General features: G+C 69.6%; 15 protein-coding genes. 8 read left to right on the plus strand and 7 right to left on the minus strand.

The features are described 5' to 3' along the window. Positions 1 to 16: 16 nt before the first annotated feature. Together B0920_RS09550 and B0920_RS09555 are read right to left on the minus strand one after the other, a co-directional pair. Positions 17 to 466, minus strand: coding sequence for a copper chaperone PCu(A)C (locus tag B0920_RS09550; protein ID WP_078033361.1), 450 nt, complete (start codon positions 464 to 466; stop codon positions 17 to 19). A gap of 55 nt (positions 467 to 521) precedes the next feature. Then, complete coding sequence (locus B0920_RS09555) at positions 522 to 1,064, minus strand: YaeQ family protein (RefSeq protein WP_078032274.1); 543 nt, start codon at positions 1,062 to 1,064, stop codon at positions 522 to 524. Between the two features lie 108 nt (positions 1,065 to 1,172). Here B0920_RS09555 and B0920_RS09560 point away from each other — a divergent pair, with 108 nt between their 5' ends. The 8 genes from B0920_RS09560 (at position 1,173) to B0920_RS09595 (ending at position 9,443) form a co-directional block, all read left to right on the plus strand. After that, positions 1,173 to 2,204, plus strand: coding sequence for an NADP-dependent oxidoreductase (locus tag B0920_RS09560; RefSeq protein ID WP_078032275.1), 1,032 nt, complete (start codon positions 1,173 to 1,175; stop codon positions 2,202 to 2,204). 77 nt (positions 2,205 to 2,281) lie between these two features. Then, complete coding sequence (locus B0920_RS09565; protein ID WP_078032276.1) at positions 2,282 to 2,719, plus strand: phasin family protein; 438 nt, start codon at positions 2,282 to 2,284, stop codon at positions 2,717 to 2,719. Between the two features lie 113 nt (positions 2,720 to 2,832). Next, the gene (locus B0920_RS09570) at positions 2,833 to 3,186 is read left to right on the plus strand and encodes a KGG domain-containing protein (protein ID WP_143745687.1); all 354 of its coding nucleotides are present in this window, start codon (positions 2,833 to 2,835) and stop codon (positions 3,184 to 3,186) included. 83 nt (positions 3,187 to 3,269) lie between these two features. Continuing rightward, complete coding sequence (locus B0920_RS09575; protein ID WP_078032277.1) at positions 3,270 to 3,782, plus strand: YgjP-like metallopeptidase domain-containing protein; 513 nt, start codon at positions 3,270 to 3,272, stop codon at positions 3,780 to 3,782. 173 nt (positions 3,783 to 3,955) lie between these two features. Then, positions 3,956 to 5,203, plus strand: a complete 1,248-nt coding sequence (locus tag B0920_RS09580; protein WP_143745688.1) for a porin — start codon at positions 3,956 to 3,958, stop codon at positions 5,201 to 5,203. A gap of 7 nt (positions 5,204 to 5,210) precedes the next feature. Then, the gene (locus tag B0920_RS09585; RefSeq protein WP_078032279.1) at positions 5,211 to 5,642 is read left to right on the plus strand and encodes a phosphate ABC transporter substrate-binding protein; all 432 of its coding nucleotides are present in this window, start codon (positions 5,211 to 5,213) and stop codon (positions 5,640 to 5,642) included. A 1-nt stretch (position 5,643) separates the two neighbouring features. Continuing rightward, positions 5,644 to 8,349: an EAL domain-containing protein gene (locus B0920_RS09590; protein WP_078032280.1), complete on the plus strand. Its 2,706-nt coding sequence runs from the start codon at positions 5,644 to 5,646 to the stop codon at positions 8,347 to 8,349. After that, entirely contained in the window at positions 8,346 to 9,443 is a 1,098-nt protein-coding gene (locus B0920_RS09595; RefSeq protein ID WP_078032281.1) for a diguanylate cyclase, read from the plus strand. The genes B0920_RS09590 and B0920_RS09595 overlap by 4 nt, the downstream gene beginning before the upstream one ends. 21 nt (positions 9,444 to 9,464) lie before the next feature. Here B0920_RS09595 and B0920_RS09600 read toward each other — a convergent pair whose 3' ends face one another. The 5 genes from B0920_RS09600 to B0920_RS09620 all read right to left on the minus strand — a co-directional run bounded on the left by B0920_RS09600 (position 9,465) and on the right by B0920_RS09620 (position 12,498). Beyond that, a complete protein-coding gene (locus B0920_RS09600; protein ID WP_078032282.1) occupies positions 9,465 to 10,052 on the minus strand; it encodes a TIGR00730 family Rossman fold protein in 588 nt (195 codons plus the stop codon). Positions 10,053 to 10,063: 11 nt separating this feature from the next. Further along, on the minus strand, positions 10,064 to 10,759 hold the full coding sequence (locus tag B0920_RS09605; RefSeq protein WP_078032283.1) for a TetR/AcrR family transcriptional regulator: 696 nt from the start codon (positions 10,757 to 10,759) through the stop codon (positions 10,064 to 10,066). 60 nt (positions 10,760 to 10,819) lie between these two features. Then, positions 10,820 to 11,236 (minus strand): phasin family protein, encoded by a 417-nt coding sequence (locus B0920_RS09610; RefSeq protein WP_078032284.1) that lies wholly within the window; start codon positions 11,234 to 11,236, stop codon positions 10,820 to 10,822. A 58-nt stretch (positions 11,237 to 11,294) separates the two neighbouring features. Then, positions 11,295 to 11,564, minus strand: a complete 270-nt coding sequence (locus tag B0920_RS09615; RefSeq protein ID WP_078032285.1) for a hypothetical protein — start codon at positions 11,562 to 11,564, stop codon at positions 11,295 to 11,297. A gap of 166 nt (positions 11,565 to 11,730) precedes the next feature. Then, positions 11,731 to 12,498: a response regulator gene (locus B0920_RS09620; protein ID WP_078032286.1), complete on the minus strand. Its 768-nt coding sequence runs from the start codon at positions 12,496 to 12,498 to the stop codon at positions 11,731 to 11,733. Positions 12,499 to 12,515: the final 17 nt, after the last annotated feature.

The raw sequence follows: 12,515 nt of genomic DNA on the forward strand, positions 1-12,515 counted from the left end.
GCCCCTCGGTGCCCCCTCAGTGCCCCGCGTGGGCGCTGTGGGTCAGGGGCTTGACGGGCACGCTCAGCTTCACTTCCTGCCGCTTCTTGTCGGCTTCCTGCACCACCAGGGTCAGGTCCACCTTCTCCCCTTCCTTCAGCTGGCGCTTCAGGTCGAACAGCATCACGTGGTAGCCGCCGCTGGCCAGGTCGACCGTCTTCCCGGCCGGCAGCTCGATGCCCTCCACGCGGCGCATGCGCATCACCTGGCCGTCCATGGCCATCTCGTGCAGCTCGGCGCGGCCGGCCGCCTCGGTGCGCACCTCGACCAGGCGCGCGGGCTTGGCCGATTGCAGTTTCATGAAGGCGCCGGTGCTCTTCTGCACCGGCACGGTGGCGCGGATCCAGGGCTCGCTCACGCTCACCTGGGCGAAAGCGGAGGCGCAGCACAGGCCGGCGGCCAGCAGGGCGATCAGTCGTTTGGTCATGATGTCCATGAAAATCGGGTGGTCCAGCGGCGATTATAGCCCTGCTGCGGGTGACTCAGTTCCCGCCGAACAGGTATTCGCGTTCCACCAGCACGGTCTCGACACCGTCGGTCAGCCAGACCTGGCCGTCCTGGATCGTGCACTGCAGCTGCATCGAGCGCTTGGCCAGCTTTTCGAGCTGGGCGCTGGTCTCGGCGGGAATGTTCACGATGGTGACGTTCCTGGCGCGGTCGATCTTGTTGGCCAGGCCCTTGAACCAGATGTTGCTGGTGGCGCTGTAGCTGTACACGAACACCCGCTCGGCGCGGCTGCTGGCCTTCATGATGCGTTTCTCGTCCGGCTGGCCGATGTCGATCCAGAGGTCGATCGCGCCGGTCAGGTCCTTCTGCCAGAGTTCAGGCTCGTCGACGTCGAACAGGCCCTTGGTGAAGCCGAGCGCCGGATCGGCGTGCAGGGCGAAGGCGAGCACGCGGATCATCACGCGCTCGTCGGTTTCGGACGGATGCCGCGCGATGGTCAGGCCGTGGTCGCCGTAATAGTGGCGGTCCATGTCGGCGATCGACAGGTCGGCCTTGTAGATGGTCGCTTTGAGAGCCATGGGAGTGGGAGGTTGCGGAAACCCGCTATTGTCGCATGGGCTGCGCCCGAGCGGCGAGTCGCGGTATAGTTTCGCTGACAATCACCCCACCATGACAACGGAGACCCCATGACCAACGCCTTCCCGCCCAACCAGCAGTTCCGTCTCGCCGCCCGTCCCTCCGGCCTGCCGCGCCGCGAAGACTGGCAGTTCCACGAGGAGGCCGTGGCCGAGCCCGGAGAAGGCGGCATCGTGGTCAAGGTGCTCTACCTCTCGCTCGACCCGGCCATGCGCGGCTGGATGAACGAGGGCAAATCCTATATCCGTCCGGTCGCCATCGGCGAAGTCATGCGCGCCGGCGGCCTGGGCGTGGTGATCGCCTCGCGCTCGCCGCGCTTCGCGGTCGGCGACTACGTCACCGGCGGCACCGGCGTGCAGCGCTACTGGTCCGGCCAGGCCGACGACAAGACCGCGGGCTTCATCCGGATCGATCCGCGCCTTGGCAATGTCACCGCCTGGCTCAACGCCCTCGGCATGCCCGGCATGACGGCCTGGTTCGGCCTGAAGGAGGTCGGACAGGCCAAGGCCGGCGACACCGTGGTGGTGTCGGGCGCCGCCGGCGCGGTCGGCATGACGGTGGGCCAGCTGGCCAAGGCCATGGGCTGCCGCGTGGTCGGCATCGCGGGCGGCCAGGACAAGTGCCGCTTCGTGGTCGAGCAGCTCGGCTTCGACGCCTGCATCGACTACAAGGCGGGGCCGGTGCATGCCGCGCTCAAGGAGCACTGCCCGCAGGGCGTCGACGTCTACTTCGACAACGTCGGCGGCGACATCCTGGACGCCGTGCTGGCCCGCATCAACATGAAGGCGCGCATCGTGATCTGCGGCGCGATCTCGCAGTACAACGCCACCGACAAGGTCAAGGGGCCGGCCAACTACCTGTCGCTGCTGGTGAACCGCGCGCGCATGGAGGGCATGGTGGTGTTCGACTACGCCCCGCGCTATGCCGAGGCGGCGCAGCAGATGGCGCAGATGCTCATGGAGGGCAAGCTCAAGAGCGTGGAGTACGTGGTCGATGGTTTCGAGACCTTCCCGGAAAGCCTGAACCTGCTGTTCGAGGGCCGCAACCTCGGCAAGCTGGTGCTCAAGGTGGCCGACGCCTGAAGGGCGCGCTCCAGAACTTTGGTCCCGGCCCCGGGTCTTACGGGGGCCGGCAAGGGCCGGTTTTCGATGGAGCGCGCATGTTCCCCTTTTCCACATTCACCCCGGGGTCGGCTTCCGGTCCCGGTCCCGGTATCGGTATCGGTATCGGCTTCGGCGTCGGCCAGCCCCATCCCGCCCTGCTCGCGCAACTCGAGGCGCAGGCCGGGTTCATGGCCCAGCTCTCGCAGCGCGGCTGCGACCTGGCCGGCCGCCTCGGCCTGCTGCACCTGCAGCTGGCGCGCCAGGCCATCACCGACGCGCTCGACACCGCGCAGGCGCTGGCCGCCTGCCCCGACCCCTACCAGCTCGCCCCCACCGCCCTGAGCCGCCTGCAGCCGGCCGGCGAGCGCCTGCGCGACTACCAGCACCAGCTGCTGGTCCTGCTGTCCGAGATCCAGAACCAGTTCCAGGCCCAGCTCGCCCGGCCGGCCACCGGGCTGCTGCAGCCGCCAGGCCCGGCCGGCGCGCCCCACTGAAGCGCCGAAGGCAGGCGGAACTAAGCTCCCGTCCTTCTCTCTAAACGCACGAGCGCAGCCATTCAGCGCTCTTGGTACCGACACCGAAGCATAACGGGCACAAGGAGATCGACATGGCGACTAGCAAAGACAGCAGCAAGGGAGGGGCCGGCCAGGGCGCGGGCGGCAACGTGCAAAAGAGCGGCCAGCCGGCCAAGCGCGGCTTCGCGGCGATGGACCAGAACCAGCAGCGTGAAATCGCGAGCAAGGGCGGCCAGGCGGCCCACCAGAAGGGAACGGCGCACGAATTCGATTCCGAAGAAGCGCGCCGGGCCGGGCAGAAAGGCGGCGAGGCCGTGAGCCGCAACCGCGCCCACATGGCCGACATCGGCCGCAAGGGGGGCGAGAGCCGCCAGTCGGCCCAGCGCGCCGCCGCGGCCGCCGCCGCAGCAGCTAAGGGCAACCGCCAGGGCGAGAAGGAGGGTTAAGGCAGCACGGCGCCGCCCCTCGGCGTGGCGCGGGCGCCTCATGCGTTCGCCAGCGGGGCCGTCTGTGGTACATTGCGGCCCCTATGCACACCCTGAAATACCTGACCGCCTACCCAAAGCCCCTGCGCGCCCAGGTCAGCGGCCTGATCGAAAAACAGCAGCTCGGCAAGGTCCTGCTCGGGCGCTACCCCGAGGCCCACGGCATCCGCACCGACCGCGCGCTCTACGACTACGTCCAGGAACTCAAGACCGCCTACCTGCGCCAGGCCGAGCCCATCGCCAAGGTGGCTTTCGACAGCAAGATCCAGGTCATCCAGCACGCCCTCGGCCTGCACACCGCCATCTCGCGCGTGCAGGGCAATCGCCTCAAGGCCAAGCACGAGATCCGCATCGCCACCGTGTTCCGCGACGCCCCCCTGCCCTTCCTGCGCATGATCGCCGTGCACGAGCTGGCCCACCTGAAGGAAAAAGAGCACGACAAGGCCTTCTACAAGCTGTGCTGCTGGATGGAGCCCGCCTACCACCAGCTCGAATTCGACCTGCGCCTCTACCTGACCCATCTCGACCTCGGCGGCGAACGCCTCTGGGCCGCCTGAGCCGCTCTAGCGTGCCGTTGCCATCTCACAACAATCATTGTCAAATTCGATAATTGCCGTGCGTAAAGTTCTCGACTTGGGCGGACGCGGCAGGTAAAGTCTGACCGGACCTGCGCATGCGCGCCGTCCCTCCCGGTTTCACTCTGGCCGCCGGGGCCGCCATCCGAATCAGCATGACCCAACGACTCACACCCGGCAGGCTGCTCCCTGCCGCGCTCGGCGCCGCCTTGCTGGCCTGCGGCCTCGGCGCCCAGGCCGCCGAAGCTGGCGCCACCTGGAAACTCTCGGGCTTCGGCACGCTCGGAGCCGCGCATTCCAGCTACCGCAACGCCGATTACATCGCCTCGTCCCTCAAGCGCGACGGTCCCGGCTACAGCCGTTCCTGGAGCGCCGACGTCGACTCGCGCCTGGGCGTCCAGGTCGACGTGGCGCGCGGCCGCTGGTCCGGCGTGGTCCAGGTGGTCAGCGAGCAGCGCCTGGACGGCAGCTACCTGCCCCAGGTCGAATGGGCCAACGTCAAGTACCAGGTGACGCCCGACTTCGCGCTGCGCGCCGGCCGCATCGCGCTGCCGGTCTTCCTGGCGGCCGACTACCGCAAGGTCGGCTATACCGTGCCGTGGGTGCGCACGCCGGTCGAGGTCTACGGCGGCCAGCCCCTGAGCGGCAGCGACGGCGTCGACGCCACCCTGCGCTGGGGCCGCGGCGCGCTGCGCCACACCACCCAGGCCTTCTATGGGCACACCGATCTCGACCTGCGCAACGGCCTGCGGGTCCAGGCGGCCGCCATCGCCGGCCTCTCGCACAGCATCGAACAGGGCGCCTTCAGCGGCCGCGTCTCGGCCATCACCGGCAGCCTGACCACCGACATCGGCAAGGAACTGTTCACCGCCCTGCGCGCCTTCGGACCACGCGGCCAGGCCCTGGCCGACCGCTACGCCATCGTCGACAAGCGCCTGGTCCTGGTGAGCGCCGGCGCCAGCTACGACCCCGGGGCCTGGTTCCTCACCACCGAGGCCGGGCGCAGCCGCAACGACTCGCTGCTGGGCGAAGTCAGCGCCTTCTACATCGGCGCCGGGATGCGCTTCGGCGCCTTCACGCCCTACGTCGGCTATGCGCGGGCGCGCGCCGAGTCGCCGATCATGGATCCGGGCCTGCCGCTGGCCGGCCTGCCGCCGCGCCTCGCGGCGACGGCCGGCATGCTCAACGCCGGCCTGAACGCCTACCTGATGACGATCGCGAACCAGTCCACCCTGAGCGCCGGCCTGCGCTGGGACTTCGCGCCCGACTTCGCGCTCAAGGCCCAGGTCGAGCGCGTGCGCCCCCAGGACGGCAGCCGCGGCTCCTTCACCAACCTGCAGCCGGGCTGGCGTTCCGGCCAGACGGCCCACGTGACCAGCGTGGCGCTGGACTTCGTCTTCTGAGGCCCGCATGCCGCACCGTATCCTGAACCTGCTCGGCGCTTCCCTGCTGGCCCTCGGCGCCGCCGCCGACGCCTCGGCCCAACTGGTGGTCATCGTCTCAGCGCGCAATCCGGCGCCGGTCCTGAACAGCGAGCAGATCGCCGCCATCTTCCTCGGCCAGTCGGCGCGCTTTCCCGACGGCCTCGAGGCGGTCGCCCTCGACCAGCGCCTCGGCTCGCAGGAGCGCAACCAGTTCTACCAGCAGTTGGCGGGCAAGACCCCGGCCCTGCTCAAGGCCCACTGGTCGAAGATGGTCTTCACCGGCCGCGGCCAGCCGCCGCGCGAAGCCGCCGACAGCGCGGCCGTGCGCCGCATGGTGGCCGACAACCCGTCGATGATCGGCTACATCGACCGCGATGCGCTGGACGCGAGCGTGCGTCCGGTGCTGGTGCTGCGCTGACATGACGAGCCTGGCCACCCCGGTCCTGGCTTCCGGCGTCCCGGCGCGGCGCCGCCGCGCGCTCTCGCGCTGGCTCGGCCTGGGCCTGGAAACCTATGTGTCCCTGCCGCTGTTCGCCCTGCTCCTGATCGTCGCCGCCTGGTTCGCCGTGCTGCAGGTGATCGAGGCCGAGCGCGCCGCCGCCCGCGACGCCGCGCTGGACGCCACGCGCGAGCTGGTCGACACCTACGAAGCCCAGATGGCGCGCAGCCTGAGCGGCATCGACCAGACCCTGCGGGTGCTGAAGTACGCGGTCGAGCTGAACGGCCCCACCCGCGCCTTGCCGGCCCTGCAGGGCCAGGGCCTGCTGCCGCATGGCCTGGTGTTCCAGGTCGCGATCAGCGACGCCGAGGGCCGGGTGGTGGCCAGCAACCCGAGGCTGGGCGCGCGCGACCTCTCGTCCACGCCCTGGTTCGCCTGGCACCGCGAAGCCGACCGCGGCACGCCCTACGTCGGCCAGACCAGCCTGAACGAGCAGGGCGAACCGCACCTGCACTTCTCGCGCCGCATCAACGACGGCGCCGGCCGCTTCGCCGGCGTGGCCGTGGTGGCGGTCGATCCGGCCTATTTCACCAGTTCCTACGAACGCTCGCGCCAGGGCGAGCGCGGCCTGCTCGGGCTGGCCGGCCTGGACGGCGTGGCGCGCGCCCTGCGCGTGGGCGAGCAGGTGAGCTGGGGCCAGCGCATCGATCCCGGGGCCGCCGAGGCGGTGGTGCTGCGCACCATCGGCGCCGACAGCGAAGCGCGCTACACCGGCACGCGGGCCCTGAACGGCTTTCCGCTGGTGGCCCTGGTCGGCCTGTCGCAGTGCGAGCAGATGAACGGCTTCGAGCAGCAGCGCCGCGCCTGGCTCCTGGGCGCCAGCGCCGCCACCGCCCTGCTGGTGGGCGTGGTGAGCCTGGTGAGCGCCTGGTCCTGGCAGCTGGCCAAGGCGCGCCGCCGCGAACGGCGCGCCCAGCAGACCTATGCCGCCGCCTCCGAGGCCAGCCTGGACGCCTTCTTCGTGCTGCGCAGCCTGCGCGGGCCGGACGGCGCCGTGCTCGACTTCCTGATCGAGACCGCCAACAGCCGCGCCGAGCAGCTGACCGGCCTGTCGAAGGAACAGATGGCCGGCAAGCAGATGTCGGTGATCCTGCCGGCGCCGCTCGGCGCCAGCATCTTCGAGGACCTGGCCGCGGTGGCCCGGGACGGCGTGCCGCGCGAAGCCGAGTGGCTGGCGCACGCGCTACCGGTGCCGGACCGCTGGCTGCACCGCCAGGTGGTGCCGGTCGAAGGCGGAGTGGTGGCGATCATGCGCGACATCACCGAGCGCAAGCTCACCGAGCAGCGCATCCGCCACCTGGCCCACCACGACGACCTCACCGGCCTGCCCAACCGCAGCCTGCTGCGCGACCGCCTCGGCCAGGCCATCCGCGACGCCGAGCGCAAGGGCGGCGCGGTGGGCCTGGCCTTCATCGACCTGGACGGCTTCAAGCTGGTCAACGACGGCCTGGGCCACAACGCCGGCGACGAGCTGCTCAAGGTGGTGGGCGCGCGCATGGGAAGCTGCCTGCGCCGCACCGACACCCTGGCGCGCTTCGGCGGCGACGAATTCGTGATCCTGCTGCCCGACCTGTCGGGCGATCCGATGGCGATCACCCCGCTGCTGGAGCGGGTGCGCCAGGCGGTCACCGAGCCGGTGCTGGTCGAGGGCCAGGAAGTCCAGGTCAGCTCCAGCATCGGGGTGGCCTTCTATCCGCGCGACGGGGCCGACACCAACACCCTGATGATGAACGCAGACGCCGCGATGTACCGCGCCAAGGAACTGGGCAACAACAACGTCCAGTTCTACGCCAGCGAGATGAACGCCAGCGTCGAGGAAAAGCTGGTGCTGCTGGAAGGCCTGCGCGCGGCGCTCGACACCTGCGTCGACGGCTATCCCGGCCCCTGCCAGTTCGAGCTGCTCTACCAGCCCAAGGTCGACCTGAGGAACGGCCGCCTGTTCGGGGTCGAAGCGCTGATCCGCTGGCACCATCCGGAGCATGGCATGGTGTCGCCGCTACGCTTCATCAGTCTGGCCGAGGAAAGCGGCCTGATCGTCCCGATCGGCGAATGGGTGCTGCGCACCGCCTGCCGCCAGGCCCAGGCCTGGCGCGCGGCCGGGCTGCCCCCGCTCAGCGTGTCCGTGAACGTGTCGGCGCGCCAGTTCGAGGAAAAGCGCCTGGTCGAGCGCATCGAGGGCGCGCTGCGCGACAGCGGCCTTCCGCCCGCCGCGCTCGAAGTCGAGGTCACGGAAAGCTCGATCATGCGCGACCTCGCGCGCTCGGTCGACAAGATGCGCGAGCTGGAAGCCATGGGCGTGTCGCTGTCGATCGACGACTTCGGCACCGGCTACTCGAGCCTGTCGGCGCTCAAGTCCTTCCCGATCAGCCGCCTCAAGATCGACAAGTCCTTCGTGCGCGACCTGGCGGAGAGCCCGGACGACCAGGCGATCGCGATGGCCGTGATCTCGCTCGGCCACAAGCTCGACCTGCGGGTGATCGCCGAAGGCGTCGAGACCGAGCAGCAGCGTGAATTCCTGCGCGCCAACGACTGCGACGAGATGCAGGGCTATCTGTTCAGCCGCCCGGTCCAGGCCGGGCACATCGCCGCCATGCTGGCGCAGGCCTCGAGCGTGGGCGGCGCTTGAGGGTCCTGGCCTTCCTCCTGCGCCTGCTGGCCGGCTCCGAACGGAGCCTGCGCCGGATGCTGCAGTATTGGGCGGCCACGGCGGTGCTCTACCTGGTCTGCATCGCCCTGCTGCTGGTGCAGGTGGAATCCGGCATCAGCGAACCGGCCGGCGCCTTCTGGCTGACGGTCTTCGGCGGCAGCGGCGCCCTGCTCTTCTACCTCCTGATCCGGCTCAGCCCGCGCCTGCGCATCTCGACCGACCAGCTGGCGGTGTCGCAGGCCGCCTTCTCCCTGGTGTGCGCGGCCTGGGCCTACGCGGTGTCGGGCCCCCTGCGCGCCGCGATGCTGAGCATGACGGTGGTGATCATCGCCTTCTGCATGTTCGCCGCGCGCCCGCGCCAGACCCTGGCGCTGGCCGCCGGCGCGATCGCCTGCATGGGCGCCACCATGTGGTGGCTGGCGACCCACGACCCGCTGCACTTCCCTCCGCTGACCGAGGCGATCACCTTCGGCTACCTGTCGGGGGCCCTGCTCTCGATCGCGATACTGACGGTCGAGATGAGCAAGCTGCGCGCCTACCTCCAGCACAAGAAGCGCGAACTGACCGAGGCGCTCGAGACCATCCGGGTGCTGGCCTCGGTGGACGAGCTGACCGCGCTGGTCAACCGGCGCCGCATGAACGAGGTGCTGGAGGAAGAGCAGAGGCGCCAGCCCCAGGGCGCCGGGACCTGCGTGGCGCTGCTCGACATCGATTTCTTCAAGCAGGTCAACGACCGCCACGGACACGCGGCCGGCGACGCGGTGCTGCGCCATTTCGCCGCCACCGCGCGCGCGGCGCTGCGCGAGCAGGACGTGCTGGCGCGCTGGGGCGGGGAGGAATTCCTGCTGCTGTTGCCGGACACCCGGCCGGCGGACGCGCGCCTGGTGCTGGAGCGGATGGCGGCCCGGGTGCATGCGATGCGGGTGCCGGGGCTGGAAGAGCGCCGCATCAGCTTCTCGGCGGGACTTGCGGCGCGCGATCCGGGCGAAACCTTCGCCGACGCGATCACCCGCGCCGACAAGGCCCTGTACCGGGCCAAGGAAGCCGGCCGCGACCGGATCGAGCAGGCCTAGCGCGGCCTGCCCTGCGGCGCTTCAGCCGCGCAGGATCTCGCCTTCGAGGTCGGCCCCCGCCGCCGGCAACGCGCGCTCGCGCAGTCCGCGGATGAGGAGATCCGGATCGTCCTCGATCGCCATCAGCCCCTCGTGCTCGGGCTTGACGAAGCCCTCCTCGCACTGGTGGCGCACGAAGGCCTTGAGCCCGTCGTAGAAGCGGTTCGTGTTCAAGAGCCCGATCGGCTTGGCGTGGATGCCCAGCTGGGCCCAGGTCACCATTTCGAACAGCTCTTCCAGGGTGCCCATCCCGCCCGGCATGGCGATGAAGCCCTCGGACAGGTCGGACATCATGGCCTTGCGCTCGTGCATGTCCTTGACCACGAACAGGCGCGTCAGCCCGGCGTGGCCGACCTCGCGCTCCATGAGGGCCTTGGGGATCACGCCGGTGGCTTCGCCGCCCAGGCGCAGCACCTCGTCGGCGATCACGCCCATCAGGCCGACCTTGCCGCCGCCATAGACCAGGCCGATGTTGTGCTCGACCAGGGCGCGCGCCAGCGCGCGGGCGGCGTCGGCATACAGGGGATGGGCGCCGTGCGAGGCGCCGCAGTAGACGGCGATGGTTTTCATGGTGCGGCAGCTTACACGAATTCGGCGCCGGGGCGCGCTTCGGCGGACAGCTTCTTCAGGTATTCCTCGGACAGCTTTTCGAACAGCAGCCGGGTGTCGCCGCGCAGGTAGGGCCCGACCATCGACAGCACCTGGTAGCAGCCGCGCGCCAGCGCGTCGGCGATCGCCTGCTGCTCGCTGTACTTGCGCGGGTTGCGCACGTATTCGTAGGACAGCCAGTAGGTCGCCACCACCACCATGTTGGTGGCCATGGCGGCGATCTGCTGGTCCGAGGCTTCCAGCGAGCCTTCGCTGCGCAGGTCTTCGCACAACTGGCGCGCGACCTTGATCTTGTGCGCGAGGATGGCCTTGAAGTGCAGCTCCAGCTTGCGGTTGCGCGACAGCAGGTCGTTCAGGTCACGGTAGAAGAAGCGGTAGCGCCAGATCAGCTCGAACATCAGGTGCAGGTAGAGCCACACGTCTTCCATGTTGGAACGGCGCCCCGCCGGCACCGTCAGGATGCGCTCGATCTCCGCCTCGAACTGGACGAAGATCGAATTGACGATGTCGTCCTTGTTGCGGAAATGGTAGTACAGATTGCCCGGGGAGATGTTCATCTCCTCGGCAATGACGGTGGTCGTGATGTTCGGCTCGCCGAACTCGTTGAACAGCCTGAGCGAGAGCTCGAGGATGCGTTCGCGGGTGCGGCGCGGAGCTTTTTGTTGCATGTAAGGCGCGCGGTAAGTGACTTACCGCAAGCATATCATCGAACGGTCGTTCGTTGGATGCTAACGGTGGCCTTTCGGTCCGGCCGGCGCGTGCGCCATCAGCTCGGCCACCTGGGCCTCCAGCTCGGCCACCCGGCGCTGCAAGGCCTCGACCTCGGCCGCCGCCGGCGCCCCGATGCGCTGCAGCGCCAGGGCCACCCGCTCCTCGAACACCTGCTCCAGCTTGTTCCAGGAACTGGTCCCGCGCCGCTTGGCCCGTTCGGCCGCGCGCCCCACGGTGCCGGTCGCGTCTTCCACCTCGCGCGCATAGCGCTGCAGGGCGGTGCCGTCGCGCACCAGGCGCGAAAACGCGCTGCCGCCCTCGGCCTGGGCCTTGGCGAAGGCGCCCAGGCCGGCCTGCCAGATCTGCTGGGCGGAGGCGCGCACCGCCTGGGCCAGCGCCTCCTCGTCCTCCGGCGGTGCGAGTTTCTTGCTCATGATGTTCTCTTGCTGCGTCGATGGCCCCATTGTAGTGGCGCGCGGTAGAAATCTGCTTCTAAAGCGCGGCCCTGGGGGCCTGCCGGTCCTCGGCCCGGCGCGGCGGCGCGCCGGGGGGCACCGGGAGCGCCTGGCGGCGGCGGTCCGCCTGGCGGTAGTAGCGGGGAGAACACAGGACCCGCAGCGCCACATCGCGCGGCACGCCGGCCTGTTCCATGTAAGTGAGGGCCGGATCCAGCCCGTGACGGGCGCACACGGCGAGGCCCTGCTCCACCCGGCCGGCGGTCGAGACGTCGCTGCGCGCATCGTTTCTGCTCTGTTCGCTCATACCTTCCTCCATGCAAGCCGAGGATGCTAGCAGCGCGGCAGCTGAACTTAAAGTAGTTTCTCAAGAGCGTGTTTTACACGCTTGATTTTCGTAGCTTATTCGCAAACTTACATGTTTGGCATTGCAGGGATCCGCGAGGGATGCTCTCAAGTATTGACGGCTGGGCTCAGGCGGCGGCGCCGCTGCGCCGGCGCTGCAGGCGAAGGGCGTCCTCGACATAGCCCCGCAGCGAGGCGGTGCTGACCGGTTTCGCGTGGTGGGCGTCGACGATGCCGGCCGCGGTCGCCGCCTCGATCTCCGCCAGGTCGGTCTGGCCCGAGAGGATCAGGCGCACCGTCGACGGATGGCGGCGCGCCACCTCGGCCAGCAGCGCGGTGCCGGTCATGCCCGGCATGGCCTGGTCGGCCAATACCACGGCGACCGGCTCGCGCTCGAGCACGGCCAGCGCTTCGGCGCCGGAGGCGGCGCTGAGCACCCGGTAGTCCTGGCCGGCCAGCATGTCGGCCAGCACGCCCAGCATGAAGCCGTCGTCGTCCACCAGCAGCACGCCGGGCGCCACCGCCGCCTGCGCGGCCGGCAGGAAGGCTTCGAGTTCGGCGACGAAGCTCTCGGGTTCGATCGGCTTGCTGATGTAGCCGTCGAAGCCGGCCGCCAGCACCTGCTCGCGGTCGCCCGCCATGGCCAGCGCGGTCACGGCCAGCACCGGCATCTGGGCGAGCTCGGGCTCGGCGCGCAGCGCGGACAGGACCGCGAAGCCGTTCATGCCCGGCAGGTTGACGTCGCAGGCGACCAGGTCGGGCCGCTCGCTGCGCGCGACGGCGACCCCGCGCGCGCCGTCGGGGGCGGTCAGCGGCGTGTGACCATAGGCGCTGAGCAGGAAGGACATCAGTTCTATGTTGGCTGGGTTGTCTTCGATGATGAGGATGCGGGCCAAGGGACGCTCCAGTTTTC

The organism is Massilia sp. KIM, from assembly GCF_002007115.1.
Lineage (GTDB): Bacteria > Pseudomonadota > Gammaproteobacteria > Burkholderiales > Burkholderiaceae_D > Telluria.

Bases quoted from the DNA above. Each gene is read 5' to 3' on its own strand.
- B0920_RS09610 (WP_078032284.1), bottom strand. From the start codon at position 11,236: ATGAGCAAGAAACTCGCACCGCCGGAGGACGAGGAGGCGCTGGCCCAG.
- B0920_RS09575 (WP_078032277.1), top strand. From the start codon at position 3,270: ATGCACACCCTGAAATACCTGACCGCCTACCCAAAGCCCCTGCGCGCC.
- B0920_RS09585 (WP_078032279.1), top strand. From the start codon at position 5,211: ATGCCGCACCGTATCCTGAACCTGCTCGGCGCTTCCCTGCTGGCCCTC.
- B0920_RS09570 (WP_143745687.1), top strand. From the start codon at position 2,833: ATGGCGACTAGCAAAGACAGCAGCAAGGGAGGGGCCGGCCAGGGCGCG.
- B0920_RS09615 (WP_078032285.1), bottom strand. From the start codon at position 11,564: ATGAGCGAACAGAGCAGAAACGATGCGCGCAGCGACGTCTCGACCGCC.
- B0920_RS09590 (WP_078032280.1), top strand. From the start codon at position 5,644: ATGACGAGCCTGGCCACCCCGGTCCTGGCTTCCGGCGTCCCGGCGCGG.
- B0920_RS09560 (WP_078032275.1), top strand. From the start codon at position 1,173: ATGACCAACGCCTTCCCGCCCAACCAGCAGTTCCGTCTCGCCGCCCGT.
- B0920_RS09555 (WP_078032274.1), bottom strand. From the start codon at position 1,064: ATGGCTCTCAAAGCGACCATCTACAAGGCCGACCTGTCGATCGCCGAC.
- B0920_RS09550 (WP_078033361.1), bottom strand. From the start codon at position 466: ATGACCAAACGACTGATCGCCCTGCTGGCCGCCGGCCTGTGCTGCGCC.
- B0920_RS09600 (WP_078032282.1), bottom strand. From the start codon at position 10,052: ATGAAAACCATCGCCGTCTACTGCGGCGCCTCGCACGGCGCCCATCCC.
- B0920_RS09605 (WP_078032283.1), bottom strand. From the start codon at position 10,759: ATGCAACAAAAAGCTCCGCGCCGCACCCGCGAACGCATCCTCGAGCTC.
- B0920_RS09580 (WP_143745688.1), top strand. From the start codon at position 3,956: ATGACCCAACGACTCACACCCGGCAGGCTGCTCCCTGCCGCGCTCGGC.
- B0920_RS09565 (WP_078032276.1), top strand. From the start codon at position 2,282: ATGTTCCCCTTTTCCACATTCACCCCGGGGTCGGCTTCCGGTCCCGGT.